The sequence below is a fragment of the Pseudomonas sp. KH_017 genome (genome assembly GCF_057840285.1).
Genome location: NZ_CM174509.1, coordinates 5,011,332 through 5,038,098 on the forward strand (window position 1 = coordinate 5,011,332; position 26,767 = coordinate 5,038,098).

Annotated in this window: 30 protein-coding genes; 11 read left to right on the forward strand and 19 right to left on the reverse strand. The window is 59.4% G+C overall.

Annotated features, from left to right (window positions below):
- Together AC3IT6_RS22740 and AC3IT6_RS22745 are read right to left on the reverse strand one after the other, a co-directional pair.
- On the reverse strand, positions 1-345 hold the full coding sequence (locus AC3IT6_RS22740) for a YciI family protein (RefSeq protein WP_057713581.1): 345 nt from the start codon (positions 343-345) through the stop codon (positions 1-3).
- A gap of 66 nt (positions 346-411) precedes the next feature.
- On the reverse strand, positions 412-837 hold the full coding sequence (locus AC3IT6_RS22745; protein ID WP_489352962.1) for a YybH family protein: 426 nt from the start codon (positions 835-837) through the stop codon (positions 412-414).
- 141 nt (positions 838-978) lie between these two features.
- Between AC3IT6_RS22745 and AC3IT6_RS22750 the strand changes: the two genes are divergently transcribed.
- Positions 979-1,464, forward strand: coding sequence for a GNAT family N-acetyltransferase (locus tag AC3IT6_RS22750; RefSeq protein ID WP_489352964.1), 486 nt, complete (start codon positions 979-981; stop codon positions 1,462-1,464).
- Positions 1,465-1,602: 138 nt separating this feature from the next.
- Here the strand turns inward: AC3IT6_RS22750 and AC3IT6_RS22755 are convergent, their stop codons facing one another.
- From AC3IT6_RS22755 to AC3IT6_RS22765, 3 genes are all read right to left on the reverse strand, one after another.
- Positions 1,603-2,091: a GNAT family N-acetyltransferase gene (locus tag AC3IT6_RS22755; protein ID WP_489352966.1), complete on the reverse strand. Its 489-nt coding sequence runs from the start codon at positions 2,089-2,091 to the stop codon at positions 1,603-1,605.
- A gap of 98 nt (positions 2,092-2,189) precedes the next feature.
- Positions 2,190-2,675 carry a GyrI-like domain-containing protein gene (locus AC3IT6_RS22760; protein ID WP_150756291.1) on the reverse strand — a complete coding sequence of 162 codons (486 nt, stop codon included), beginning with the start codon at positions 2,673-2,675 and terminating at the stop codon, positions 2,190-2,192.
- 67 nt (positions 2,676-2,742) lie between these two features.
- Entirely contained in the window at positions 2,743-3,405 is a 663-nt protein-coding gene (locus AC3IT6_RS22765) for a LysE family translocator (RefSeq protein ID WP_085717119.1), read from the reverse strand.
- Between the two features lie 137 nt (positions 3,406-3,542).
- On the opposite strand from AC3IT6_RS22765, the gene alaC reads away from it, so the two are divergent.
- On the forward strand, positions 3,543-4,760 hold the full coding sequence (gene alaC, locus AC3IT6_RS22770; protein WP_223445740.1) for an alanine transaminase: 1,218 nt from the start codon (positions 3,543-3,545) through the stop codon (positions 4,758-4,760).
- 180 nt (positions 4,761-4,940) lie between these two features.
- Here the strand turns inward: alaC and AC3IT6_RS22775 are convergent, their stop codons facing one another.
- Together AC3IT6_RS22775 and AC3IT6_RS22780 are read right to left on the reverse strand one after the other, a co-directional pair.
- Positions 4,941-6,293: a GntP family permease gene (locus tag AC3IT6_RS22775; protein ID WP_150726658.1), complete on the reverse strand. Its 1,353-nt coding sequence runs from the start codon at positions 6,291-6,293 to the stop codon at positions 4,941-4,943.
- An 81-nt stretch (positions 6,294-6,374) separates the two neighbouring features.
- Positions 6,375-6,908 carry a gluconokinase gene (locus AC3IT6_RS22780; protein ID WP_458370331.1) on the reverse strand — a complete coding sequence of 178 codons (534 nt, stop codon included), beginning with the start codon at positions 6,906-6,908 and terminating at the stop codon, positions 6,375-6,377.
- Between the two features lie 215 nt (positions 6,909-7,123).
- On the opposite strand from AC3IT6_RS22780, the gene gntR reads away from it, so the two are divergent.
- Positions 7,124-8,155, forward strand: coding sequence for an HTH-type transcriptional regulator GntR (gntR, locus tag AC3IT6_RS22785; protein WP_489352970.1), 1,032 nt, complete (start codon positions 7,124-7,126; stop codon positions 8,153-8,155).
- A gap of 89 nt (positions 8,156-8,244) precedes the next feature.
- Here the strand turns inward: gntR and AC3IT6_RS22790 are convergent, their stop codons facing one another.
- The gene (locus AC3IT6_RS22790) at positions 8,245-8,493 is read right to left on the reverse strand and encodes a DUF6124 family protein (RefSeq protein ID WP_095942720.1); all 249 of its coding nucleotides are present in this window, start codon (positions 8,491-8,493) and stop codon (positions 8,245-8,247) included.
- A 399-nt stretch (positions 8,494-8,892) separates the two neighbouring features.
- Between AC3IT6_RS22790 and AC3IT6_RS22795 the strand changes: the two genes are divergently transcribed.
- A complete protein-coding gene (locus tag AC3IT6_RS22795; protein ID WP_489352972.1) occupies positions 8,893-9,528 on the forward strand; it encodes a glutathione S-transferase family protein in 636 nt (211 codons plus the stop codon).
- Positions 9,529-9,619: 91 nt separating this feature from the next.
- Here AC3IT6_RS22795 and AC3IT6_RS22800 read toward each other — a convergent pair whose 3' ends face one another.
- The gene (locus tag AC3IT6_RS22800; RefSeq protein ID WP_489352974.1) at positions 9,620-10,492 is read right to left on the reverse strand and encodes a LysR family transcriptional regulator; all 873 of its coding nucleotides are present in this window, start codon (positions 10,490-10,492) and stop codon (positions 9,620-9,622) included.
- Positions 10,493-10,591: 99 nt separating this feature from the next.
- Between AC3IT6_RS22800 and gstA the strand changes: the two genes are divergently transcribed.
- A complete protein-coding gene (gene gstA / locus AC3IT6_RS22805) occupies positions 10,592-11,194 on the forward strand; it encodes a glutathione transferase GstA (RefSeq protein WP_489352976.1) in 603 nt (200 codons plus the stop codon).
- Between the two features lie 142 nt (positions 11,195-11,336).
- Here gstA and AC3IT6_RS22810 read toward each other — a convergent pair whose 3' ends face one another.
- The 4 genes from AC3IT6_RS22810 to AC3IT6_RS22825 form a co-directional block, all read right to left on the reverse strand.
- Complete coding sequence (locus tag AC3IT6_RS22810) at positions 11,337-12,350, reverse strand: ABC transporter substrate-binding protein (protein WP_102675437.1); 1,014 nt, start codon at positions 12,348-12,350, stop codon at positions 11,337-11,339.
- A complete protein-coding gene (locus AC3IT6_RS22815) occupies positions 12,347-12,895 on the reverse strand; it encodes a sigma-70 family RNA polymerase sigma factor (RefSeq protein ID WP_489352979.1) in 549 nt (182 codons plus the stop codon). The genes AC3IT6_RS22810 and AC3IT6_RS22815 overlap by 4 nt, the downstream gene beginning before the upstream one ends.
- Before the next feature lie 133 nt (positions 12,896-13,028).
- Entirely contained in the window at positions 13,029-13,820 is a 792-nt protein-coding gene (locus AC3IT6_RS22820) for a phosphate/phosphite/phosphonate ABC transporter substrate-binding protein (protein ID WP_489352981.1), read from the reverse strand.
- 140 nt (positions 13,821-13,960) lie between these two features.
- Complete coding sequence (locus AC3IT6_RS22825) at positions 13,961-14,902, reverse strand: fatty acid desaturase (protein WP_489352983.1); 942 nt, start codon at positions 14,900-14,902, stop codon at positions 13,961-13,963.
- 329 nt (positions 14,903-15,231) lie between these two features.
- Between AC3IT6_RS22825 and AC3IT6_RS22830 the strand changes: the two genes are divergently transcribed.
- A complete protein-coding gene (locus AC3IT6_RS22830; RefSeq protein ID WP_489352985.1) occupies positions 15,232-15,645 on the forward strand; it encodes a GNAT family N-acetyltransferase in 414 nt (137 codons plus the stop codon).
- Between the two features lie 117 nt (positions 15,646-15,762).
- On the opposite strand, the gene def is transcribed toward AC3IT6_RS22830, so the two are convergent.
- Positions 15,763-16,302 (reverse strand): peptide deformylase, encoded by a 540-nt coding sequence (def, locus tag AC3IT6_RS22835; RefSeq protein WP_007990355.1) that lies wholly within the window; start codon positions 16,300-16,302, stop codon positions 15,763-15,765.
- 2 nt (positions 16,303-16,304) lie between these two features.
- Positions 16,305-17,261 carry a YihY/virulence factor BrkB family protein gene (locus AC3IT6_RS22840; protein WP_046042267.1) on the reverse strand — a complete coding sequence of 319 codons (957 nt, stop codon included), beginning with the start codon at positions 17,259-17,261 and terminating at the stop codon, positions 16,305-16,307.
- Between the two features lie 353 nt (positions 17,262-17,614).
- Here AC3IT6_RS22840 and AC3IT6_RS22845 point away from each other — a divergent pair, with 353 nt between their 5' ends.
- Positions 17,615-17,992, forward strand: coding sequence for a hypothetical protein (locus AC3IT6_RS22845; RefSeq protein ID WP_150757893.1), 378 nt, complete (start codon positions 17,615-17,617; stop codon positions 17,990-17,992).
- 164 nt (positions 17,993-18,156) lie between these two features.
- Here the strand turns inward: AC3IT6_RS22845 and fadD1 are convergent, their stop codons facing one another.
- Complete coding sequence (gene fadD1 / locus AC3IT6_RS22850; protein WP_489352988.1) at positions 18,157-19,857, reverse strand: long-chain-fatty-acid--CoA ligase FadD1; 1,701 nt, start codon at positions 19,855-19,857, stop codon at positions 18,157-18,159.
- 385 nt (positions 19,858-20,242) lie between these two features.
- Complete coding sequence (gene fadD2, locus AC3IT6_RS22855) at positions 20,243-21,931, reverse strand: long-chain-fatty-acid--CoA ligase FadD2 (protein ID WP_489352990.1); 1,689 nt, start codon at positions 21,929-21,931, stop codon at positions 20,243-20,245.
- A gap of 245 nt (positions 21,932-22,176) precedes the next feature.
- Here fadD2 and AC3IT6_RS22860 point away from each other — a divergent pair, with 245 nt between their 5' ends.
- Positions 22,177-23,121 carry an alpha/beta hydrolase gene (locus tag AC3IT6_RS22860; RefSeq protein WP_489352992.1) on the forward strand — a complete coding sequence of 315 codons (945 nt, stop codon included), beginning with the start codon at positions 22,177-22,179 and terminating at the stop codon, positions 23,119-23,121.
- 42 nt (positions 23,122-23,163) lie between these two features.
- On the forward strand, positions 23,164-23,634 hold the full coding sequence (locus tag AC3IT6_RS22865) for a MaoC family dehydratase (RefSeq protein ID WP_007995982.1): 471 nt from the start codon (positions 23,164-23,166) through the stop codon (positions 23,632-23,634).
- A gap of 133 nt (positions 23,635-23,767) precedes the next feature.
- On the opposite strand, the gene AC3IT6_RS22870 is transcribed toward AC3IT6_RS22865, so the two are convergent.
- The gene (locus AC3IT6_RS22870; RefSeq protein WP_489352995.1) at positions 23,768-24,235 is read right to left on the reverse strand and encodes a ferritin-like domain-containing protein; all 468 of its coding nucleotides are present in this window, start codon (positions 24,233-24,235) and stop codon (positions 23,768-23,770) included.
- Between the two features lie 203 nt (positions 24,236-24,438).
- On the opposite strand from AC3IT6_RS22870, the gene AC3IT6_RS22875 reads away from it, so the two are divergent.
- Together AC3IT6_RS22875 and AC3IT6_RS22880 are read left to right on the forward strand one after the other, a co-directional pair.
- Complete coding sequence (locus AC3IT6_RS22875; RefSeq protein ID WP_003227425.1) at positions 24,439-24,675, forward strand: DUF3820 family protein; 237 nt, start codon at positions 24,439-24,441, stop codon at positions 24,673-24,675.
- Positions 24,676-24,694: 19 nt separating this feature from the next.
- The gene (locus tag AC3IT6_RS22880; RefSeq protein WP_489352997.1) at positions 24,695-25,876 is read left to right on the forward strand and encodes an aminotransferase class V-fold PLP-dependent enzyme; all 1,182 of its coding nucleotides are present in this window, start codon (positions 24,695-24,697) and stop codon (positions 25,874-25,876) included.
- A gap of 2 nt (positions 25,877-25,878) precedes the next feature.
- Here the strand turns inward: AC3IT6_RS22880 and AC3IT6_RS22885 are convergent, their stop codons facing one another.
- On the reverse strand, positions 25,879-26,604 hold the full coding sequence (locus tag AC3IT6_RS22885; RefSeq protein WP_489352999.1) for an intradiol ring-cleavage dioxygenase: 726 nt from the start codon (positions 26,602-26,604) through the stop codon (positions 25,879-25,881).
- Positions 26,605-26,767 lie beyond the last annotated feature (163 nt).

The following is a 26,767-nucleotide window of genomic DNA, read 5'->3' on the forward strand; positions in this document are numbered from 1 at the left end:
TTAAGGATTCAACTGCCGAACGGGGCGCACTTCGACACTGCCGACCCGGGCCGCCGGAATGTTCCCGGCGACCTGGATGGCTTCGTTGAGGTCCTTGGCATCGATCAGATAAAAACCGGCCAACTGCTCCTTGGTTTCAGCGAAGGGGCCGTCGGTGATCGACATCTTGCCGTTGCGCATGCGCACGGTGGTGGCGGTCTGTACCGACTCCAGCGCCTCGGCGGCGACCATCCGGCCGCTGCCCTGGATCGACTCGGCATAGGCCATGCACTCTTCGTCCTTCGGGCTTTCCGGCAGCGAATGCAGCAGGCGCTCATCGCTGTAGACCAGGCATAAATACTTCATCACGCTCTCCTTATCGAACGATCAACTATGGCCGCTGACTGGCATTCTGGCTCGGCTTCCCGACGATCAGGGTTTGAGATCGAACAGCGTCGCGCCGCTGGTCATGTCGAACGGTGCCGACCAATGTTCGTGGACGATCTGCCACAGCCCGGCTTCTTGCCGATAGCAGGCGGTGACGCGCATCCAGCAGGACTGGGTTTCGCCCTTGTCGTTGGTGCCACCGCAATGGGCCAGCCAGTGAGCGAACGCAATTTCCTGGGACGGCTCGATGGTGATTTCGTGGAATTCGAAGATGTGCGGGCCGGGGCACATTTCCATGCAGGCCTGCCAATGTGCGCGATACGCCGGCTTACCTTTGAATTGCAGGGCCTTGACTGCGTCGAAGGAGACGATGTCATCTGCATAAAGGGCCATGACTTTTTCAATGTCCTTGGCCATGACCGACTGACGATAGTTCTCGATGAGGTTATGGATCTGGGTTTGCGAGTTCATGGTGGTTCTCCGTGGTTTTTATAGTGAAGACACCCTTAGTCGTCCGGCGATCCGGCAAATCGACAGACGAAATAAAAATAAACCATAAAGCCAAACTCGCTAGAATCCGAGGTTCATTTCCGTTGGAAAAAGGACACTCCAGTGACAGTCCGACTCGTGCCTTATGAAAGCCTGAATGCGCTGCAGCGCCAACAGGTCGAGGCCATCGAAGTGCATTCGCAACAGATCAGATTCTCGGGTGACATCCACGGCGCATTGCACACGTTGTTGTCCAAGCCCGGCCCCGGCGTCAAGGGATTCGCCCTGCTGGCCGAGGATGTGCCCGTCGCGTTCCTGCTGCTCAAGCGCCCGCCGGTGTTGCCGGCCTGGGCCGATGAACACAGCGCCACCCTGCATGCGCTACAGGTCGATCAGCACGCCCAGGGCAAGGGCTACGGCAAGGCCTGCCTGCAAGCGCTGCCCGAGGCGGCACGCCTGGCCTGGCCGGAAATCAGGGGGCTGGAGTTGTCGGTGGATGCCGACAACGAGGCTGCCATCGCCCTGTACGCCAGGTTTGGCTTTGTCGACAGCGGCGAGGCGTACAAGGGCCGGATCGGTTATGAGCGGCGGATGGGGTTGGTGTTCTAGACACGGCCCCCACCAACACCACAAAACTACTGTGGGAGCGGGCTTGTTCGCGAAGGCGGAGTGTCAGTCAATGATGATGTCGACTGACACTCCGCTTTCGCGAGCAAGCCCGCTCCCACAGGGGTTCTTCAGTGTGACTTACAACGCCAGCACCATCTCGTGCCACGCCATGCCGCCATGGTCGGACGCCGAGGGCTTGATATAGGCAAAGCCGAAACCGGCATACAACGGAATATGCCGCTCCTTGCACATCAGATTGATGGTGACCTTGCCCATCCCACGCATGCGCTCGATGAACTCGCCCATCAGGCGCTTGGCCAGGCCTTGCCCCTGATAATCCGGGTGCACCACCACCGACATGATCACCACGTGCGGCCCGGCCGGGTCGTGGCCGATCAGTTCCTTGAACGCCTCGTCCGACATTTCCACCTGGAACGCCGCACCAGAATTGATGAATCCGGCTACAACCCCGTCCACTTGCGCGACGATAAACCCCTCGGGCCAGGTGGCGATGCGGGTGGCGATCTTCTCGCGGGTCGCGGCTTCGTCACCTTCATAGGCAAGGGTTTCGATGGCAAAGCAGCGGTCCAGATCGGCGGGGGTGACGTTGCGGATGACGGTGTTCATGGCAGCTCGGAATCAGCGTGGGAAAGGCTGGGGATGATAAATCAGCCGCCGTGGGACATCGAGAGACGAATCGGCTGATCCGCCTCTCGATACACGTGTCACGCCTTGATCGGCAGCCAGATTTCCAGTTTGCCGGTGTTGAGCTTGGGGTTGAAGTCTTCGCTGTAGCGTTCGAATTCCGGGGCGTCTAGCGCCTGGTGTCCGGACTGTGGCAGCCAGGTGTCGAAGATGTAGCGAAAGGTCTGCGACAAGGTATCCAGCGCCCCCTTGTGCTCGAACACCGCGTAATACTGGGGTTGCACTTCAACCCAGCGATAGGTTTCCGGCAAGTCGTCGAGTTTGCTGATCTCGACCCCTGCGATGTAATCGAAGCCGCCCTTGCCGTCGAAATTACAGCAGACGCCGTAAGTGACTTCGCCTTTTTGACCCGGAATTTGGCCCAGATGCGGGTTGAACTTCTCCCAGAGTTCGGGAATGCCTTGAACCGTTTGTTGGGTAAATGTTCCACCAAGCCCTGCAATCAGCAGGAAGTGCCCGTGTTCGAAGCGCGGTTGCGTCAGTTCGACGCGTGCTAACTCATCCATGACTCGACTCCTGACGCATAAAAATGGGTTCGGCTGGGAGTATAGAAGCCAAACCCGATTCGCCCAATTACAGTGCGTGCAATTGCTCGACGGCAGCGGCACCAACGAACTCGTTGTAACCCGATAGAATCACGTACACCGCGAAATAGCAGAAGATCGCCGCCGATGCCATATAGGAATAACGCAGCAGTTTGTCGCCCAGCAACTTGCCGCCATGGCTCGCGGCGAAGCACAAGCCTGCCGACCAGAGCAGGCCGGCACAGAGGAAACCGCCGAGAAACAGTGCCGAACTGAGCGGGCCACCGCCACCGGAACGGGCGATCAGGGTGCCGCCCACTGCCGCGAACCACAGAATGGCGCTGGGCGAAGACATGGCGAGAAAGATCCCGCGCAAGAATTCCTTGCGGTGGGAGTTGTTCCCGACCTCCGCCGTTTCGGCCAGCAGCGCCTCGTGGTGAATCGCCGAATAGATCATCTTCGCCGCGAAGTACACCAGCAGCGCCGAGCCACCGATCCACAACACCCAGCGCACGCTTTCGTACTGCAGCAACACGGTCATGCCGGCCAGCGCCAGTACCGCGTAGATCAGGTCGCCGACACAGGTCCCCAGACCCAGGGCAAAGCCCTGGAAATAGCCGCGTTGCATGGCCAGCGTGATCATCGCGATATTGGCCACGCCGATATCCAGGCACAGCGAGAGGCTCAGCAAGAAGCCGCTGGTAAATTCCATCGAACCCTATCCTTCGGACAAATTTGTTTACATTGAGGCTGGACAGTCTGCCACAGCTGCCCTTACATTCCGCCACAGGTCACCGCTGACCTGCGTCGCTCGGACGGTTCCGGGCGCTTACGTTATCCGAGGCAACAATGGCCGAACAAGGTTCGCCGCGCCGCTTTGCGCGCATAGATCGACTCCCCCCTTACGTTTTCAACATCACCGCCGAGCTGAAGATGGCCGCCCGTCGTCGTGGCGAAGACATCATCGACTTGAGCATGGGCAACCCCGACGGCGCCACGCCGCCGCACATTGTCGAAAAACTTGTGCAGGTCGCTCAGCGCGAAGACACCCACGGTTACTCCACCTCCAAGGGTATTCCGCGCCTGCGCCGGGCGATTTCCAACTGGTACAAGGATCGCTACGCGGTCGACATCGACCCGGAAAGCGAAGCCATCGTCACCATTGGTTCCAAGGAAGGCCTGGCGCACCTGATGCTGGCGACCCTGGATCAGGGCGACACCGTACTGGTGCCGAACCCGAGCTACCCGATTCACATCTACGGTGCCGTGATTGCCGGCGCCCAGGTGCGCTCGGTGCCGCTGGTGCCGGGCGTGGATTTCTTCGCTGAACTGGAGCGGGCGATTCGCGGCTCGATCCCGAAGCCGAAGATGATGATCCTCGGCTTCCCGTCCAACCCCACCGCGCAGTGTGTGGAGCTGGATTTCTTCGAGCGCGTCATTGCCCTCGCCAAGCAGTACGACGTGCTGGTGGTGCACGACCTGGCCTACGCCGACATCGTCTACGACGGCTGGAAAGCCCCGTCGATCATGCAGGTGCCGGGGGCCAAGGACATTGCGGTAGAGTTTTTCACCCTGTCCAAGAGCTACAACATGGCCGGCTGGCGCATTGGCTTCATGGTCGGCAACCCGGAACTGGTCAACGCCCTGGCGCGGATCAAGAGCTACCACGACTACGGCACCTTCACCCCGCTGCAGGTAGCGGCCATCGCTGCGCTTGAAGGCGACCAGCAATGCGTGCGCGACATCGCCGAGCAGTATCGGCAGCGACGCAACGTGCTGGTCAAGGGCCTGCATGAACTGGGCTGGATGGTGGAAAACCCGAAAGCCTCGATGTACGTCTGGGCCAAGATTCCCGAGGCCTATGCGCACCTGGGCTCGCTGGAGTTCGCCAAGAAACTGCTGGCCGAAGCCAAGGTGTGTGTCTCGCCGGGCGTCGGGTTTGGCGAGTATGGCGATGATCACGTGCGCTTTGCCCTGATCGAAAACCAGGACCGGATTCGTCAGGCCGTGCGCGGGATTCGCGGGATGTTTCGGGCGGATGGGTTGGCACCAAAAACCAACGCCTGACACATATCCCCTGTGGGAGCGGGCTTGCTCGCGAAAGCGGTGTATCAAACAACATCTCGGTTGACTGACACGACGCTTTCGCGAGCAAGCCCGCTCCCACATTTGAATTGTGTTCAGCCTGAAATCGATCACCCACAAAAAAACCGCATCGCTGCGGTTTTTTTGTGTCTGTCGAATCGCTTAGACGAACAGCGACAACAACAGGATAAAGCCCAGGCCAACCACGGAGAGGATGGTTTCCATCGCGGTCCAGGTCTTGAAGGTTTCGGCCACGGTCATGTTGAAGTACTGCTTGACCAGCCAGAAACCGGCGTCGTTGACGTGGGACAGGATCAGGGAACCTGCACCGGTGGCCAGCACCAGCAACTCACGGTTAACCCCCGGAATCATCCCCACCACTGGCACCACGATGCCGGCGCCAGTGATGGTCGCCACGGTCGCCGAACCGGTCGCGATACGGATCACCGCCGCCACCAGCCAGGCCAGCAGGATCGGCGAGATCTGTGCAGCCACCGCCATGTTGCCGATCACGTTACCCACACCGCTGGTCACCAGCATCTGCTTGAAGCCGCCACCGGCACCGATGATCAGGATGATCGCAGCGGTCGGCGCAAGGCTCGCGTCCAGCCACTTGAGCATCTGTTGCGACCCGATGCCCTGCTTGTAGCCGAAGGTGTACAGCGACAGCAGCAACGCCAGCAGCAGCGCCGAGATCGGGTGACCGATCAAGTCCATGAAGGTGCGGAAGAAGTTGCCGTCCGGCAGCGCCACATCGGCAAAGGTCTTGAGCAGCATCAGGAACACGGGCGACAGCACAGTGATCAGGGTGATGCCGAAGCTAGGCAGATCGCCTGCATCCTCATCGCGCACCAGTTGATCCACCAGTTCCTGATTCGGATGACCAGGAATGTGCTTGGCAATGAACGTACCGAAGATCGGGCCGGCAATAATGGCCGTTGGCAGCGCAACGATCAGACCGTAAAGAATAGTTTTACCGATGTCGGCACCGAACACGCCGATGGCCAGCAGCGGACCCGGGTGCGGCGGCACCAGGCCGTGTACCGCGGACAGACCAGCCAGCAGCGGGATACCGATCTTGATGATCGACACGCCGGTGCGCCGGGCAACGATGAACACCAGCGGAATCAGCAACACGAAACCGATTTCGAAGAACAGCGGAATGCCGACCAGGAACGCGGCGAACATCATCGCCCACTGCACCTTGTCCTTGCCGAAGGCGCGGATCAACGTCTGCGCAATCTGATCCGCACCGCCCGATTCGGCCATCATTTTGCCGAGCATGGTGCCCAGCGCCAGGATGATGCCGACAAAGCCAAGCACGCCACCGAAGCCGTCCTGGAACGCCTTGATGATGGTGCCGATCGGCATGCCGGAGGTCAGCCCGAGGAAGGCTGCGGCGATGATCAGGGCGATGAAGGGGTGAAATTTGAACTTGGTGATCAGGACGATAAGTCCGATCACCGTGACCACTGCATCGAGCAGCAGGAACGTCTCGTGGGACATGCCAAACATTAGGGGTGTCTCCTGGTTGTTGTTGTTATTAAAGCGGGTTGATCAAAAATTGTGAGGACAGCGCTGTCTTTGCCAACACAGTCATACCGCCTGTTTCAGGCCGTGCGCCTGCCACCAGGCATGAGCCTGCGCCGCCAGTTGCTCGACGCTATGGGTCGAAGCATCCAACGCCAGGGTCAACGGCTCGCCGACGGGCGATTCGAGGGTGGCGAACTGGCTGTCGATCAGGGTCGACGGCATGAAGTGGCCTGGCCGATGGGAGACACGGTCGGCGGCGACTTCGGGGGTCAACTCAAGGAACACGAAGCCCAGGCCCGGCAAGGCACTGCGCAGACGTTCGCGATAGACGTGCTTGAGCGCCGAACAGGTTAGCACCGGGCGCTGGCCCTTGGCGTCGACACGGCGCAGTTCATCGCACAGGCTGTCGAGCCAGCCGGCGCGGTCTTCATCGTTCAGGGGGATCCCCGCGCTCATTTTTTCGATGTTGGCGGCAGGGTGAAAAGAGTCGCCTTCAATGGCCGTGGCGCCGCTCAAATGGCACAGGGCCTCGCTGACGCACGTCTTGCCGCAACCGGCAACGCCCATGATGACCAGGGCGGTGATGGGATGATTCATGTAACACCTCAGCGCGCAGACAGCGCTACCTTTGCCAGTTATGACACTAGATCAAAAGCAGATGTTGCCGACGCCTTTCTTGTCATTTTGTGGGTTGCAGCAGGTTAGGTCTCAACGCCAAAAAGAGAGGATCAGGCGAACCCTCGCTCACGCATTTGCAGCTGCATCGAGACAGCGCTACCTTAGTGCCTTGAATTTTGTTTGGCAAGCCGTCGATGAATCCAACTAAAAACGATAAAAATACCCGCACCACTGGCCGCCCTACCCTGAACGAAGTGGCCCGACTGGCCGGCGTCAGCCCGATCACCGCCTCCCGCGCCTTGCGCGGGGTCAGCACCGTGGCCACTGAACTTGTGGAAAAGGTGCAGAAAGCGGCGCTGGAACTCAACTATGTGGTCAACCCTGCCGCCCGCGCCCTGGCCTCGGCCCAGAGCCAATCGGTGGTGGTGTTGGTGCCGTCGTTGTCCAACCTTTTGTTCATCGACACCCTGGAAGCCATTCATCAGGTTTTGCGCCCCAAGGGCTTCGAAGTGTTGATCGGCAACTTCCATTACTCCCGTGATGAAGAAGAAAACCTGCTGCGCAACTACATGGCCTATCAACCGCGCGGCTTGTTGCTGACCGGTTTCGACCGCACCGAAAGTTCGCGGCGGATGATCGAGGCCAGCAACATTCCTTGCGTGTACATGATGGAGCTGGACAGCGCGGCCGGGCTCAATTGCGTTGGCTTTTCGCAACTGGCCGCCGGCGAAACGGCTGCCGAACACTTGCTGTCTCGCGGCCGCAAGCGCCTGGCCTACATCGGCGCGCAACTGGACCAGCGCACCTTGCTGCGCGGCGAAGGCTTCCGCAAAGCCCTGCAAAAGGCCGGTCGGTATGACCCGGACCTGGAAGTGCTGACGCCCCGCTCCTCCTCCGTCGGCCTCGGCGGCGAGTTGTTCCTGCAACTGCTGGCCAGTCATCCGGATGTCGACGCGATCTTCTTCGGCAACGACGACCTGGCCCAGGGCGCCTTGCTCGAAGCCATGCGCAATGGGATCAAGATCCCCGAGCAAGTGGCGATCCTCGGCTTCAACGACTTGCCCATGTCCGAACACATGGTCCCGCGCCTGAGCAGCATCAACACCCCGCGAGAGGCCATTGGCCGCCGCGCGGCGGAGCAGATGCTGACGCTGATGGCCGGCAATACTGTGGCCAGACCGGTGCAGGACATGGGGTTTGAGTTGAAGGTTCGGGAGAGTACGTAGGCGCGACACAAACCACTGTGAAGTGAGATTTTGTGGCGAGGGGGCTTACCCCCTCACCACAGGGAAAACCTCTCTCCCCCGCTCTGTGTTCAGTCCTGCGGATCGAGGTTATCCAGCACCCGATTCACCGCCAACTCGGCCAGCATGATGATCTGTGCGATCGCCAGCGCCGTATTGCGCTGGCTACCTTCCAGAAAAGCAGCAAAGTCATTGGTCATGACGCTCGCCGAGGCCAACGATTCGCAGGCGTGCGCCAACAGAGTTTCGTTATTGATGCCGGGTGAGATAGAGAACATTGGGCTGGGATTGCGTGGGGGGTTGGGCGTGGGTTTGAACATGGTGATGCTCCTAGAGTGATGGAGCTGCCCCGATTCGCTGCTAGACGAAAATAAGGTGGCAGCCGTGCGCGGGCTAGCAGACCAGGACTCTAGAACCCGGTAGACCCGAAGATCTTCCCACGCACAGCCGCCATAACATGAACTGACAGGCATAAAAAACACCTGTTCACGATTGGTGGACGCTATGCGCCTAAAGTATCCAGGCTGCTAGACCCGATCGCTGATTTTGCAGCGACGCGGAACGATAGAGTCCGGATACCAGGCGCACAAGCCGGCGGATTCTGGCGTAGTTGTAGGCAATGACGCAATAAATCGTAGGCAGCGGAAACCTGCCGAAACGCCTTTCCTACAGACCACTCCTACAATTACACCTACGCCTTTCGCGATGGAGTAGCTCAAATGGAACACACACTGAAGATTCTCGGCAAAGCCTCGTCCATCAACGTCCGAAAAGTCCTGTGGACCTGCGAAGAATTGGGTATTGCCTACGAACGCGAGGACTGGGGCAGTGGCTTCGCGTCCACCCACAGCCCCGAGTTCCTGCGCTTCAATCCCAACGCACAGGTACCGGTGATCATCGATGAAGCCGGCGTGTTGTGGGAATCCAATACCATCTGCCGCTATCTGGCCGGCAAACACCAACACCACCACGAGCTGCTGCCTGGTGAACCGGCCGCACGCGCCCGGGTGGAGCAGTGGATGGACTGGCAAGCCACCGAGCTCAATCCGTCGTGGAGTTATGCGTTCATGGCGCTGGTGCGCAAGGACCCGGAGTTCCAGGACGCGCATCGCCTCGAAGTCGGCATCCGCGGCTGGAACCAGAAGATGGGCATCCTCGAACATCAACTCGCAACCACCAAGGCCTATGTCGCCGGATCACAGTTTACTTTGGCCGACGTTGTCATCGGTTTGTCGGTCAATCGCTGGCTGATGACGCCGATCGACCGTCCTGACTACCCCGCTGTCGATGAATATTTCAAACGCCTGGCGCAACACCCCGGTTTCCTGAAGCATTGCTGCAATGGCTTGCCTTGAATGGCCGCAGGTTGCCGCCTGGATCGCCACTCAGCAAGGCCACTAGTCGGTCAGCATTGAGGACAAAATCGGTTCAGTGGCTTGCCAGGGGTTACCGTCCGTCGAGCATGTCCAGCAGCGCCTGCACCGCCGCCGACGGTGGTTTGTTCGCCGCAACCACCAAGGCAAACTCACGCTCGATCCGCGGCAACACCGGTACCACGCGCAAACCTTGCCGATTACCCGGCAGCGTCATCTCCGGCACCAGGCTAACGCCGATGTTTTCCCGCACCAGGGTGAACGCACTGCTCCACTCACGGACCTCGACGCGCACATCCTGCAGTTGCAGGCCCGCATCGGCAGCCAGGCTTCGCGCATTGGTCGAACAACCGCCCGTGGCCAGTACAAAAGGTTGCGTCACCAACTCTTCGAGGCAGACGCCTTCTTCATGGGAACGCCGCGCCAGCGGATGGCCCCCGGGCAATACCGCCATCCAGGCATCGCGTCCCAAGGGACTGGCCTTGCGCTCGGCAGACGGATTGAGCACCACGCCGACATCCACCAACCCCGCGCCGAGCAGGGTTTCCACTTCGTCATCGCTGACTTCCAGGGCGACCACCTCAATGCCGGGGTAAAACCGGTTGAACTGACGCAGCAACGGCGGCAGAAAGGTCGCCAGTACCATGGGAAAACTGGCCAGGCGAATCGTCCCGCGTTCAACACCTTTTGCGGCCTCGACGGTGCTGCGAATGGCTTGCAGCGCACCGAGCATGGTCCGTGCCTGCTCGATAACCGGCAGGCCGATGGCTGTCGGCAACGTCTGGCGGTTTTCCCGGGTGAACAATTGAACGCCCAGGGTTTCCTCGATCAAGGCCAGGGCCTGGCTGGCGCCTGACTGGGTCATGCCGACCCGTTCGGCGGCCCGGGTGATGTTGCCGGTATCCGCCACGGCCACCACCATTCGCCAGTGCATCAGGTTCATCATGGCAGTAGCTTTCCTTATGGCAGTTTTCTGAAAGATTAATTTTACCGTGGGCGCCGCGCACTATGACACTGGCGTAAATCCACAACCAGAGCCCGCCCCATGAAGCTGTATTACGCCCCCCAAGCCTGCTCGCTGGCGCCGCATATCGTGCTGCGTGAACTGGAACTGCCTTTCCATTTGATCCGCGTCGACAACATCAGCAAAACCACGGCAGACGGCGACGACTTTCTCGCCATCAACCCCAAGGGGTACGTCGCTGCCTTGCAACTGGATAACGGCGAAGTGCTGACCGAAGGGCCGGCAATTCTGCAATTCCTGGCTGATCTGCGGCCGCAAGCGAAACTGGCCGCAGCGCAGGGGACATTCGAGAGGGTACGGTTGCAGGAATGCCTGAACTTCATCTCGACGGAGATTCACGGCGGGCTCGGCTGGCTGTTCAACGCTCGATTTCCCGAAGAGGTGAAAGCGCTGATCAAGGCGAAACTGTTCAAGCGTCTGGCCGTGTTGAACCAGACGTTGGAGCGGCAGGATTGCTTGATGGCGGGCGGGTTCGGCATTGCCGATGTGTATTTGTTTACGGTGCTGCGTTGGGCTCGGTTGTTCGACATTGAATTGAATGAGTGGCCGGCGTTGGCAAGGTTTCAAGCCAGGGTGGATCAGCGGCCGGCGGTGAAAGTGGCGTTGGCCGCCGAGTTGGCGTAAGACTTGAGATTATTCGCGAGCAAGCCCGCTCCCACAGGAGATCAGCGGTGACCACAGAGTTTGTGGACGTCAAATATCCAATGTGGGAGCGGGCTCGCTCGCGAAGACGGCAGTTCAAACACCGCAGATACGTCAGAAAGCACTACAAGCTGGCACTCACCCTGGTAGCCACCTCCCCCGGCACCCATCCCTTCCACACCTGTGGCTGCTCACGCAAAAACGCTTCGGCGACTTCACGGGGTTTCTGCCGCTTTTCACTCATCTGGCCCAAGGTCTGGTTCAACAGATCGATCGGCAAATCGACCTTTTCAAAGAACGTCACCAGGTCCGGGTATTGCGCCTTGAACGGTGCCGATACGCCGATGGCCAGGCTCGCCGGCATCGAGCGCGTGCCTTTGGGGTTCGGGTTGTTGGCGTCGGCCAGGGTTTTCCAGGCTTCGGCGTCGAACGGCGGTTCGTCGAGTTTCACCAGTTTGAATCGCCCCAACAGCGGTGTCGGCGACCAGTAGTAGAACAGCACCGGTTTGCCACGGCGGATCGACGACGCCACCTCGGCATCCAGTGCGGCACCGGACCCGGTGCGGAAGTTGACGTAGCTGGCGGTCAGGTCATAGGCCTTGAGTTTCTGGCTGTTGACGATTTCCGAGGTCCAGCCGGTCGGGCTGTTGAGGAAGCGTCCGCGGCTCGGGTCTTCGGGGTCGCGGAATACGTCCTTGTATTTCGCCAGGTCAGCAACGGATTTCAACTCCGGGGCCAAGGGCTTGATGCCGCGCTCGGGATCGCCCTTGATCACGTACTCCGGCACCCACCAGCCTTCAGTGGCGCCTTTGACCGTATCGCCCAAGCCGAACACCTTGCCCTCCGCCGCCGCCTTGACCCAGGCGGGACTGCGTCCGGCCCACTCTTCACCGATGACCTGGATATCGTTTTTGGCCAGCGCCGCTTCAAGGCTGACGGTGCTGCCCGGCAACGTGTCAGTCGGGTAGCCGTAACCTTTTTCAACGATCAGGCGCAGGATTTCGGTGATGAGGCTGCCACTTTCCCACGTGATATCGCCAAAGTGAATAGGCGCCGCTTTTTCCGTGGCCGATGCCGGGTGGGACAACAGGCTCAGGGCCAGCAGCGAACTGCCGAGCAGGGTTTTGATCGATCTCATGCGGACCTCTTGTTCTGGAGTGGACGGTTCAGGGATTGGTTGGCGCTGTGCCGGTCGCACAGGGCCTGGGAACGGGTCATGTAGTCGCTGACTGAGCGCAGCGAGATGCCCAGCACAGCGGCGATTTGCGGATAGGTCAGGCCGTCGATCCGCGACAGCAGGAAGGTCGAGCGGACTTTGCCGGGCAGCCGCTGAAGACTGCGATCCACACGGGTCAGGGTCTGGGACAACTGAGCCAGTTCCTCCGGCGATTCGGCGTGGATCGGCTCGGCCTGTTGCAGCTGCTGAAGGTACTGGCGCTCCAGGTCACCTCGACGCCAACGCTGATAGAGCAGGCGCTGGGCGATGGTGGTGAGCAAGGCACGAGGTTCGCGGATTGCCGTCAGGCCAGCGGCCTGGAGCAGTTGCACGAAGGTTTCGCCGGCAATGTCTTCGACAGCGGCGGCATCGTTCAGGGACTGACGCAGGCGCGTGCAGAGCCAGTGGTAGTGAGCGCGGAACAGGCCGTCCACGTGTTTGCGATGAAGAATATCGGCGCCGGACATAGGGGCTCCTGGGTTAGGGGTCGCTGAATGTCCGGTGGTCCGGTGAGGCGAATCCTAGCAAGGAGTCTTATTCAGTAATAATACTTAAAACTTATTTTTATATTCTATTTTGAAATTAAAACTCTATTGCGTCCTATCGCAAATCCCCATACCCCAACGTCTCGGCTTCACGCTGATAATCGAGCACAACCTGATAGTCGCTTTCGTTGGCGGGCAGTACCTCTGGTAAACCGAGGGTTTCGGCAACCTCCGGCAGCTCGCGCAACGCCAGGTTCATCACCCTTAGCAGCTCTTCAGCCTGCTCATCGTTGACTGTAGCGGCGGTAATGAACGGTAAGGCAGGACTGAGCGCACTGCGGGCAATCACGCGCAAACCGGCTACCTCCTCTGCGGCATGGCGTGCCAGATAGGCAAAGGTCACGCTGTCGATGGCCGCCAGATCGGCAAGGTCTTCGCGTAACCAGCGCAGGCTTTCGCGATGGCTACCGCTGACGCCGACCTGGGCAAAAAAACGCCCGTCACGTTGCAGCGGCGCCAACCGGTGGCGCAGCAGGTTCATGCCGCTGTTGGAGTCCAGGCCATTGATCACGCCTCGGCTGCGACGAAAATCCGCCAGGTTTCGCCGCGCATCATCAAGGCGTCCCACAATCAGGCTGCAATGATTGCCGCCGCTGCTGTCCGGCAGCTCATAACGAGGCCGCCCCAGCACCCGGACCTTGCCGCGCAATGCCGTCATCAGCGGATAACCGCAGGTTTGTGTCAGCAGCAAGTGCGGCGACAACCACATCTGCATCAGCGACAGGCTTTCGGTGTCACGGCGGGTGCCGCCCAAGTGCTCGAGGATTCGTGCCAGCCAGTGTTCGTTGGCCTGGTGGATGGGTTCGGGGGCGGTGTACATCAGCAGTTCGGCAATGTGTTGGGTCATCGAAATAGTCCCATGCGGCACATTTCCAATGTGGGAGCGGGCTTGCTCGCGAAGGCGGCGTGTCATTCAACATGGATGTTGGCTGGGACGACGCCTTCGCGAGCAAGCCCGCTCCCACAGGGTTTTGAGGTGATCATGCATTAGTAAAACGGATGCCTCGGGCTGTCGATGGCCTTCACTCCATGTTCACGCCACAGCTGCCCATAACCCCGCACCAGAAACCCGCCACTGCGCGCCAGCCATTGCTCGCGGCGGGCCCGGTAAGCGCGGGGCAAGTCGTACCAGGGCAACCCCGGCAACTCGTGATGCACCAGATGAAAGTTGAGGTTCAGGAACAGCCAGCGCCACGGCCACGCCGCTTCATTGAGCACCGTGCGTTGCTCCGGCGCAGCATGAGGTCGATGTTCATAGTAGGAACGAATCATGGCGATCGACAGCGCCGGCACACTGATCAAAAACAGGTAATGCCAAACCGGCAACACACTGAAGCTCGCGATGAACAGCAGCATCAACCCGGTCATCGAGCCGTGACTCAACCACATCAGCCAGGCTTGGCGCCCGCCCGTTCTCAGGCGTTGCAGCTCTTCACGGGCCAACGCCAGCAAGGCCAGCGGTGCACCCAGGGCAAAGCGGCCGAGCACGGTTTTGTTCAGCCAGTGCAGGCTGCGCACCAGCAGTGAACTGCCCTGCCACTGCCCGGCGCTCAGGTAACGGCTTTCCGGATCGCGACTGGGGATCGTCAGGTCCTCGTCGCGGTGATGCAGCAAATGGCTATCGCGGTACAAGGTGTACGGATACCAGACGGCAAACGGCGCGTAGCCAAGGATTTTGTTCAGGGTTGGCCAGCGCGTGGGATGGCCGTGCAGCAGTTCGTGCTGCACGGACAACCACAGCACCAGCAATGGAATCAGTAACAGCGTGCTCCACCACAAACCCAATCGATGGCTGTTCAACACGATGCCAAACCAGGCGCCGTATACACCGATCAACAGCAACCAGGTTGGCCATTCGGTACGCGCGGTGAAGCGTCGGCGCAGGGTTTCGATTTCTTCTTGGTGAGCGCTATCAAAGTAATGGGGCATGGCGTAGCTCAGATCGGGGACCAGTCCCCTTCTGTGTCTTGGCCTTGGGAAATCTTGCAGATTATTTTCTGGAGGATCGCTCCCATGTTGCATGGGAGCGATCAATCAACGCGGGTTCAGTGACCGAACACGCCGACCTTCTTGGCCTTCTTGTCCGCGCGCTTTTCAATGGCGGTTTTCACCGGTTTCTTTTTCGCCGCTTTCTTTGAATCCAGACCTTTGGACATGATGCGTACTCCACTCATGGGGATGTGAGATCAGGTATACACCTATCCCGGCGAGCGCGTTCTTTTATAATCGCCCGCTTTGCACACCGACAGTCCGAGACCATGCCCGATACTCAATTCACCCTGCTCGACGAGCCGTTATGGCCATTGATGAACAAGTTCTACCGCGCTCACCAATCGTCGATGAAAGCCGTGCGCGACGCGCAGCTGTGGGTGGCCCGGCGTGAGCAGATTGTTGCCGTGCTGTGTTTGCGTCCGGTGTCCGGTGGGCATTGGCTGACCGGGTTATTTGTCGATCCGGAGTGTCGCGAGCAGGGGCTTGCCGCCGGGTTGATTGCGGCCGCGGTGAAGGAGTGCGAACTGCCGGTGTGGTTGTTCTGTCATCCGGACTTGCGGGGGTTTTATGAGCGGCGCGGGTTTACGTTCGATCCGCCAATGCCTTACGCGATGGTTGAACGGTTGAGCCGTTATGCGCGCAGCAAGCCGATGATTGCGATGGGGTTGGCGCCGAAGTAATCGAGATCAAAATGTGGGAGCGGGCTTGCTCGCGAAGGCGGTGTATCAGTCGCCAGCAATATTGACTGACCGGGCCTCTTCGCGAGCAAGCCCGCTCCCACAGGGCTTTGCGGCGATTTAGTCGTCAGCATTGGGATCCAGGTCCGGGAACATCACCTCGGTGAAGCCAAACTTGCTGAAGTCGGTAATGCGCGACGGGTACAGGCGGCCGATCAGGTGATCACACTCATGCTGCACCACCCGTGCATGAAACCCCGAAGCGATGCGTACGATGGGCTCGCCCTTGGGGTCGACGCCTTCGTAGCGAATCTGCTGGTAACGCTGCACCGCGCCACGCAGGCCAGGCACGGACAAACAGCCTTCGAAGCCCTCTTCCAGGATCGGGCTCAGCGGTGTGATCAACGGGTTGATCAGGATCGTCTGCGGCACGGCCTCGGCATCCGGATAACGCTCGCTGTGCTCGAAGCCGAAGATCACCAGTTGCAGGTCGACACCGATCTGCGGAGCAGCCAGGCCAACGCCCCCCACACTTTCCATGGTCTGGAACATGTCATCGATCAGTTGCCACAGCTCGGGGCTGTCGAACATTTCGGCCGGCACTGGCGGGGCAATGCGCAGCAGGCGCTCATCGCCCATTTTCAGGATTTCACGAATCATGATCAGGTTTCATCAATGGTCGGTTTGTGTGAGTGATCGCGGCCCAGCCCCGACACGTGGTGTTTTTCCTCATGGACGGGACCATGCTCGCCAGCCACTTTTTCGCCAGGGTCCTTGCCCTCTCGCGACATGTGCTCGATCACGGCATTCATCTCCGCGCCCAGCAGCAGCACCGCGGCGGAAATGTAGAAGTACAGCAACAGCACGATGATCGCACCGATACTGCCATACATGGCGTTGTAGTTGGCGAACTCCTTGACGTACAAACCGAAGCCCAGGGACGCGATGATCCATACCACCACCGCCAGCACTGAGCCTGGGGTGATGAAGCGGAATTCCTGTTTGACGTCGGGCATGACGTAGTAGATCAACGCCACCGCGACCATCAGCAAAATCACGATCACCGGCCAGCGCGCGATGGTCCAGAGCGTGACGATGAAGTACTCAAGGCCGACCTGCGCAGCGATCCAGCTCATCACCTGCGGCCCGAGCACCATCAGCGCTGCGGCGATCAGCAGCATGCCGGCAATGCCGACGGTGTAGATGATCGACAACGGAAAGCGTTTCCACAGCGGGCGCCCTTCTACCACGTCGTAGGCTGCGTTCATCGCGCTCATCATCAGCCGCACACCGGCGGAGGCGGTATATAGCGCAATCACGATACCCACTGACAGCAGCCCCCCCTTGGACTGCTGAAGCTGGTCGATCACCGGGTTGACCTGCTCCAGCGCCTGGGGTGGCAATACGAGTTCCGATTGCAGGCGCAGCCAGGAGAAGAAGTCGGGCAGATGCAGGAAGCCGATCAGGGCAATCAGGAACAGGATGAACGGAAACAGCGAAAAGAGCATTTGATAGGCCAGCGCCGAGGCATAGGTCGACATCTCGTCGGCGATGAACTCGGTGACCGTGCGCATCATCACACGGTGCAGGGGCAAGCCTCTCATGTCCGGGAAAATCATTCGCGTCTCCATTCGCCGCATACGGATTGGGTTGAAGTCGTGGCGACTCAGGGGCTGTTTTCTTTCATCAAGGTAGCCCAGTTGGCGACTTTGAAACAAATTCAGCGTGCAAGTTCAGGCTGACACAAAAACGGCCATCTGAAGATGGCCGCGTCTTCATTTCATTAAAGACATTTCAATGCAGGAAAGTCGTTACACAAGGTTGACCGAGGGCTTTTGCAGGGAGTTTCATTTATTTCAACGCGACATTTCATCGTTCAGTGCAGGTTGGGCTTTATGTTTGCGGGCCAACCCCTGAGAATGCGCATCACATTCAGGCCTTGGCGCTGAAGATCCAATCCCGTAGGAACGTTATGAAACTCGATAAAAAGCAGGCCATTGCCCGCAGAAACCAGGAACTCGGCGGTGCTGTGCTTGGCGTCAACAACTGCCACTTCGCCGAACTGAACCGTAACCGCAACATCTGGTGGTTCGACCTCCCGGTGACGCGCCTTGCAATCGGTCAGTACGAGTGGATTCACCTGCTGATGCACACGCCGGACACCGACGAGCTGCTGCACCTGAAAGTACCGACCGTGTTCCTGCGCGAGAAGCTCGAAGGCCTGGTGGTGCGCAATGAAGGCAAACGCAAGGCGGCATTGAGCCTGGAACTGAGCGCCGACAAGGACTCCTTCCTGCAGGACATGCGCCCGGCGGGCACCAACGTCAACTTCGCGCCGTTTCGTCAATAAAAAGCAAAAGCTTCGCGAGCAAGCCCGCTCCCACATTTAACCGAGTTCCTCCAGCAAGAATGCGGTCGAATGTGGGAGCGGGCTTGCTCGCGAAGACGGCCTGACAGGCACCAATGACTTATCAGGCATCCAAAAAAAGCCCCGCATCTGCGGGGCTTCTTGTTTTACGCGGTGGCTTTCTTCGCGTTGATTTTCTTCAGCTCTTCATCGCGCAATTCACGACGCAGGATCTTGCCGACGTTGGTGGTCGGCAGTGCATCGCGGAACTCCACGGCGCGCGGGACCTTGTAGCCGGTGACGTTGGCGCGCATGTGCTCCATCACCTGTTCCTTGGTCAGGTTCACGCCCGGCTTGGCGACGATGAAAATCTTGATCGCCTCGCCCGACTTCTCGTCCGGTACACCGATGGCCGCGCATTGCAGCACGCCCGGCAGGGTGGCCAGCACGTCTTCGAGTTCGTTCGGGTACACGTTGAAACCGGACACCAGGATCATGTCTTTCTTGCGATCGACAATGCGCATGTAGCCATCGGGCTGGATCAGCGCGATGTCACCGGTCTTCAACCAGCCTTCGCTGTCGAGGATTTCATCGGTGGCATCCTGGCGCTGCCAGTAACCCTTCATGACTTGCGGCCCCTTCACGCACAGCTCGCCGATTTCGCCCAGCGGCTGCTCGACACCGGCATCGTTGATGACTTTGCACAGGGTCGACGGCACCGGAATACCGATGGTGCCAACCTGGATGTGCTGGATCGGGTTCACCGTCGCCACCGGGCTGGTTTCGGTCATGCCGTAGCCTTCGCAGATGGCGCAACCGGTCACCGCTTTCCAGCGTTCGGCCGCGGCCAGTTGCAGGGCCATACCGCCCGACAAGGTAACTTTCAGCGCAGAGAAATCCAGCTTGCGGAAGCCTTCGTTGTTGCACAGGGCCACGAACAGCGTGTTCAGGCCGACGAAGCCGCTGAACTTCCACTTCGACAGTTCCTTGACCATCGCCGGCAGGTCGCGCGGGTTGCTGATCAGGATGTTGTGGTTGCCGATCAGCATCATCGCCATGCAATGAAAGGTGAAGGCATAGATGTGGTACAGCGGCAGCGGGGTGATCAGGATCTCGCAACCTTCATTGAGGTTGGAACCCATCAGCGCCTTGCACTGCAGCATGTTCGCCACCAGGTTGCGGTGGGTCAGCATCGCGCCCTTGGCCACACCGGTGGTGCCGCCGGTGTATTGCAGCACCGCGACATCGCCACTGGCCGGACTGGCTTCCGCCACTGGCTGGCCCAGGCCTTTGCTCAGCACGTCGTTGAACTTGACGGCCTTGGGCAAGTGATAGGCCGGCACCATCTTCTTCACGTACTTGATGACGCTGTTGATCAGCAGACGCTTGAGTGGCGGCAGCAGGTCGGCGACTTCGGTGACGATCACGTGCTTGACGCCGGTTTTCGGCACCACGGTTTCCGCCAGGTGCGCCATGTTGGCCAGGCAGACCAGGGCCTTGGCACCGGAGTCGTTGAATTGGTGTTCCATTTCCCGCGCGGTGTAGAGCGGGTTGGTGTTGACCACGATCAGCCCGGCGCGGATGGCACCGAAGACGGCTACCGGGTACTGCAACACGTTGGGCAGTTGCACGGCGATTCGATCGCCAGGCTGCAAATCGGTATGCTGTTGCAGGTAAGCGGCAAACGCACCGGACAATTCGTACAGTTCACCGTAGGTGAGTGTCTTGCCCAGGTTGCTGAATGCCGGCTTGTTGGCGAAGCGTTGGCAGGATTGCTTCAACACTGCCTGAATATTCGGATACTCGTCTGGATTGATGTCGACAGCAATCCCAGCTGGGTACTTATCCTTCCAAAAGTCTTCGATCATGGAAGCCCACTCCTCAGCAACGCGAATTCAGCACCGCATTTGATGCGATTATTATTGGTGTTTGGCCATTGGTAAATCTGGCTGATAGAAGGCCGAGAAGTCACAAAGCGCGCCGAGAGTAGCAGCTTTGCCAAGGGTCGACTAGAGCCAAAAGAGGCCTCTACGGTCACAATTGTGACTCAAGACTTTCAAGTGGTCATTTTAGAGCAAAAAACCTATAAAGCCCTGTGACCCGCGAAAACCGGGGCTTTAGCGTCCGCCGAAAAGCATCGCGGGCAAGCCCGCTCCCACAGGGTTCGCGTCGTACACATCCATTGTGGACGACACTGAACCTTGTGGGAGCGTGGCTTGCCCGCGATCCGCGCGAAGCGCGGCCATTCACCAATCAAGCGATATCACGCAACTCCCGCCGCAAAATCTTGCCCACCGGCGTCATCGGCAACGACTCACGCAGCACGATGTGCTTCGGTACTTTGTACGCCGTGAAGTTTTCCTTGCAGTAAGCCTTCAACTCTTCAAGGCTGACCCCTGCTTCACGGGCCACCACGAACAGCTTCACCGCCTCCCCCGACCGCTCGTCGGGCACACCGATGACCGCACAGTTGGCGACGTTCGGGTGAGCCATCACGACGTCTTCGATCTCGTTCGGGTACACGTTGAAACCCGAGACAATGATCATGTCCTTCTTGCGGTCAACGATGCGCACGAAACCGTCCGGGTCGATCACCGCAATGTCACCGGACTTGAACCAGCCCTCGGCATCCAGCACTTCGGCCGTGGCATCGGGTTTCTGCCAGTAACCCTTCATGATCTGCGGGCCTTTGATACACAGTTCGCCAGGCTCACCCAGCGGTTGTTCGACGCCGTCATCGCTGATGACTTTCAGCGTGGTGCCCGGCACCGGCATGCCGACCGTGCCGATCCGCGATTGGCTGCCGTAGGGGTTGGTGCAGGCCACCGGCGAAGTTTCGGTCAGGCCGTAACCTTCGGTGATGCGGCATCCGGTCAGTTGTTCCCAACGCTCGGCGGTGGCCTTGACCAGCGCAGTACCGCCGGAATTGGTGAGCTTGAGGCTGGAGAAGTCCAGGGTCTTGAAGTCCGGGTGATCCATCAGCGCGACGAACAGCGTGTTGAGCCCCAACAGCGCCGAGAACCGCCAGTTCTTCAGCTCCTTGATGAAGCCGCCGATGTCCCGCGGATTGGTGATCAGCACGTTGTGGTTGCCGGTCACCATCATGCACATGCAGTTCGCTGTGAAGGCATAGATGTGGTACAGCGGCAGCGGCGCGATCATCACCTCCTGGCCTTCGCGCAACAACGGTTGCCCGTCGCTGGCCGACTGGCTGAGGCAGGCCCGTGCCTGTTGCATGTTCGCCACCAGGTTGCCGTGAGTCAGCATCGCGCCCTTGGCCAGGCCCGTGGTGCCGCCGGTGTATTGCAGCACGGCGATGTCGTCGAGGCCGACGCTCAGTGGCTTGATACCCAGGCCACGGCCCATGTGTAACGCACTCTTGAAAGAAACGGCCTGGGGCAAGGAATAGTCCGGGACCATCTTCTTGACCTTGCTCACCACAGTGTTGACCAGCCACCCCTTGGCGGTGGGCATCAGGTCGCCCATCTTCGCTTCGATCAGGTACTGGATATCGGTGTCGGGGAGGACTTCCTGGACTTTCTGGCCGAACATGTTCAGGTACACCAGCGCCCGGGCACCGGAATCCTTGAACTGATGACGCATTTCCCGCGCGGTGTACAACGGGTTGGTGTTGACCACGATCAACCCGGCGCGCAAGGCGCCGAACACGGCAATCGGGTAATGCAGGACGTTGGGCATCTGCACCGCAATGCGGTCCCCCGGCACCAGGTCGGTGTGGGTTTGCAGGTAGCCGGCAAAGGCTGCGCTCTGGCGTTCCAGTTCGGCGTAGGTCAGGGTCACGCCCATGTTGCTGAACGCAGGGCGGTCAGCAAACTTCTTGCAGGAACGCTCGAACACCTCGATCACCGACTTGTAGGTTCCCAGATCGATGTCCAGGGGTACGCCGGCCGGGCGTTTGTCATTCCAGAAATCAGGTTGCATTGTTGTTGTCCTCTTTACCTGAATCTATCCGGGGCCACTTTTCTGTCACTTTTCAAAAAAAATGCAAAAAGCGGAGCTTCACGGACACTAGCAGTTATGACGTAGCAGGCAAATATGCCCACGGCCGTCATTGACCGTATGAATCTATTCGCCGTGGCGTAGGCTGATCAGACGCCCGGCCAAGGATGCGCTATAAACTGCAACGAGCTGTTTCAGACCAAGCAGCCTCATGCAAAGGAACCGCCATGATCCATGACACTTTCTGGCTGACCACGAGCGACCACAGCCGCCTCTTCGTCAACCAGTGGCTTCCCGACGGCAGCCTCAAGGCAATGATTCTGCTGGCCCACGGCATGGCCGAACACAGCGGCCGCTATGGTCCCCTGGCGCAAAAGCTCTGTGAACAGGGCTATGGCGTGTGCGCGCCGGACCTGCGTGGACATGGCAAAACTGCCGAAAACGGGACCCTCGGGCATTTCGCCGATGACGATGGCTGGTGCAAGGTCGTCAGCGATCTGGCCTGCCTCAACCAGCACATCGGCCAGCAGTACCCAGGCGTGCCGATCGTGCTGTTGGGTCACAGCATGGGCAGCTACATCGCCCAGGGCTATCTGCTGCACCACAGTGCCAGCCTGCACGGGGCAATCCTCAGCGGCTCGAACTTCCAGCCTGTGGCGCTTTATCGCGCGGCACGGCAAATCGCCCGTTTCGAACGCCTGCGCCAGGGCCGCAAAGGACGCAGCGCATTGATCGAATGGCTGTCGTTCGGCTCGTTCAACAACAAATTCAAACCGGCGCGCACACCGTTCGACTGGCTCAGCCGTGATCCGACGCAGGTCGATCTGTACGTCAACGACCCGCTCTGCGGTTTTCGCTGCACCAATCAACTGTGGATCGATTTGCTCGGCGGCTTGCAGCAAATCAGCAAAGCGTCCAATCTCGCCCAGATCGACCCGGGCCTGCCGTTGCTGGTGATTGGCGGCGAATGTGATCCGGTGAGCGAAGGCAAACGTCTCAAGGATCTGGCCGACGCGCTGCGGGCGGCCGGCAGCCAGCACCTGCAACTGAATGTTTACCCGCAGGCGCGACACGAACTGTTCAACGAGAGCAACCGCGATGAAATCATCGCCGATGTACTGAACTGGATCGCACAGGCCTTGAGCGCTCCTCGGCCGCACCGATCCGAATAGTTTTTTTGTGAATTTTTTAATTCGTCACAGGAATTGAGACAGATGACCCAGGTTACCAACACCCCTTACGAAGCCCTCGAAGTCGGCCAGACCGCCAGTTTCAGCAAGACAGTCGAAGAGCGCGACATCCAGTTGTTCGCTGCGATGTCCGGCGATCACAACCCGGTGCACCTGGATGCCGAATACGCCGCCAGCACCATGTTCAAGGAGCGCATCGCCCACGGCATGTTCAGCGGCGCGTTGATCAGCGCGGCGGTCGCCTGCGAATTGCCTGGACCGGGGACCATCTACATCGGCCAGCAAATGAGTTTTCAGAAACCGGTGAAGATCGGCGACACCCTGACCGTGCGCCTGGAAATCCTCGAAAAACTGCCGAAGTTTCGCGTACGCATTGCCACTCGCGTGTTCAACCAGCGCGATGAACTGGTGGTGGATGGCGAGGCGGAAATCCTCGCGCCACGCAAGCAACAGAGCGTGACGTTGACCACGCTGCCGGCCATCAGCATTGGCTGATTGACGGGTCAAAAACAAACAATGTGGGAGCGAGCCTGCTCGCGAAGGCTGCGTATCAGTCACTATAAATGGTGACTGTCAGACCGCTTTCGCGAGCAGGCTCGCTCCCACATTTACTTCAGCTCAGCCTGGCTTACGAACGTGCACGCGCCTGGTTACGCAGGGCTTTTACCTGATCGTGGTTACGCTGCACGCCGTGGTACTGACGCTCAACCAGGTCGCGAATGTCCACCAGATTGTGCTTGTTGATTTTCTCCATTGCGTCGCGGTAAGCCTTCAACGCATGGTCTTCACCGCGCTCGGCTTCATTGAGTACAGCCTCCTCGCCCTTGCCGGTGAACATCGACTTCACGTCGACCCAACGCCGGTGCAGGTCGCCACTGACACTGGTGGAGGTTTGCGGATCACCCCCCATCGAACGCACGGCAGACTGCAATTCCGCTGCGGCCGTCCCACAATCGGTCGAACGCTTGATGAACAGGGTTTTGAGTTCAGGATGCTTGATGTCTTCAGCGCAAGTCTTGAACCCGGCCTGACCGTCCTTGCTGGTTTCAATCAGGTCGTTGAGTACAGAAATCGCTTCTTTATTCATGTCGGTCATTTTTCAGTTGCTCGCGGTTGATGAAAGATGCAATGAGTAGTGCACCCTACATGCCAGTCCGGAACTGCTCACTTATTCTTTATTTTTCAAATAGTTACTTATTATCAGAAAATCTGTATCCGTTTTATTTGCATGATCTGTCATTTGGCCTGCATGCAGAATGCCTGTATTTTCCAGACTGACCGAATCAAGACGACCGATTGATGAATCCTGAAAAGCTCGAACTGCTGATTACCCGCGAAATGCCCTTCGGCAAGTACAAGGGGCGAATCATTGCCGACCTGCCCGGTCCTTACCTGAACTGGTTCGCCCGGGAGGGTTTCCCTCACGGCGAGTTGGGCGGCCTGCTGGCCCTGATGCAGGAAATCGATCACAACGGTTTGTCGGACTTGCTCGAACCGCTGCGCGCCAAACACGGCAAACCTGCCCCGCGCCACTGAATCACCTACCGAGTACCCCATGCCCGACAACACCCGCCGCGCCCGTGATGAAGCCTTCTGGCAAACCTTTGCCGACCGCTACGATGTCGAACCTGGCCCGCTCAACCTGGAGAACGGTTACTTCGCACGCATGTCGCGCACGGTGGTCGAGGAATACCAGCGCAACATCGAGCTGATCAACCGCAGCAACTCGGTGTACGTGCGCCAGCGTTACGAACAGGGCGACAGCCTGAAGATCCGCGCGCAACTGGCCAGGTTGATTGGCGTACCCGCCGACAGCATCGCCCTGACCCGCAACGCCTCGGAAGGTTTGCAGTCGCTGATCCGCAACTACAACCGGCTGCAGCCCGGCGATCAGGTACTGGTTTGCGACCTGGAATACGACACGGTCAAAGGCGCCATGCGCTGGCTGGCGCGTAATCGCGGCGTTGAAGTGATCGAGATCGAACACGCACACCCAGCCACCTTCGACAGCCTGCTCAATACCTATCGGGAAGCCTTCGCACGGCATCCGCGGCTGAAGCTGATGGCCCTGACCCACGTCACCCATCGCACGGGTCTGGTGATGCCGGTGCAGGCGATTGCAGCCGCTGCGAAGGAGCATGGCATCGATGTCATCCTCGATGGGGCCCATGCTCTCGGCCAACTCGAATTCGACCTCACCGAACTGGGTATCGCCTTCGCCGGCTTCAATCTGCACAAGTGGATCGGCGCACCGCTGACCCTCGGCTTTATTTACATTGCCCCCGAACGCCTGGTCGACATCGACCCGGACATGGGCGAGATGCATTTTCCGCCCACTGACATTCGCGCCCGTACCTCGTACAGCACCCCCAATATCCCGGCGCTGCTGACCCTGCCGCTGGTGCTTGAAGAACATTGGGCGATGGGGGGTGCCGCGGCCAAGGGGGCGCGGCTCAATTATCTGCGCAACCGCTGGGTCGGTGCGGCGCGGGAGTTGCCGGGCGTTGAAGTCCTGACCCCGGATGACCCGCGCCTGTATTGCGGTATCACTTCGATGCGCTTTACCCGGCATGCCGACCAGCAACTCATGGTCCAGCGCCTGCTCAATGAATACAACCTGTTCACCGTGACCCGCAGCGGTGCGGCATGCGGTCCGTGCATCCGCATTACCCCAGGGCTTACCACCACCGCGGCCGACATGGATGTGCTGGCCAGGGCACTGACCGAACTGGGCTGACGTCAGACGGTGTACTTGTCAAAGTCCTCGGGCTTGATCTGTGTCGACACGGCGAACGTGTCGATGCCGATGGTCATCTGCCCGAAGTAGCCGTCTTCAGCCGAATCCCGCCCCAGGGTATGCACGCTCAAGGTCGATTCTTCACCGCCCATGGTTGTATAAAAAAAGTCCTGATCGTTGGTCAGTACCGGCACGGCTCGGCCGCTGTACGGTCGGCTGCCGAGTACCGAGCGCGAGGCCACCTCAGGCAGGTAAAGCTGCCCGACCCAGGCGACATGCCGTTCTTGCAGATAGTTGTTGCCGGCCGTAATGCGCACGGCGACGTGAATGTGCAAAGCGCGGCCGGCGTAAAACCCCGGATAGATCGTGGTGAAGCGCACGATGCCCGACTTGTCGGTGAACTGCCCGCCGCGCAGGTAGGTATCGTCATCGGTTCGCGGGACGGCGCCGATGTCACCGGTATCGACCTCGACGTCCGGGTTGATCTTGCTCCAGCCCGAATAGGCACCGCGGGCATTGCAGTGCCAGATATCCACCAGCGCATCGGGGACCGGCTCGCCGGTCATGGCATCGATGATGGTCAGCCGCAGCACCAACGGAACGCCTTCGGCGCCTTCGCTGATGTTCCTGCGGATCAGTTTGGGGTTGCGGAAATACGGGCCGGCAATCTGTTCGGGAGACAGCAGGTAAACCGGTGCTGCGGGTGCATCTGGGGTATTGGCGTCCATGACGTTCTCTCTTCCATAAGATGGAACGCAGGCTAGCACTGGCCGATTTCAGGTATGCGGTAACTATGTATCGCATGATGTCCTTGGTCCTGTGGGAGCGGGCTTGCTCGCGAAGGCGGCGTGTCAGGCAACAATCATGTCGACTGATACTCCCCCTTCGCGA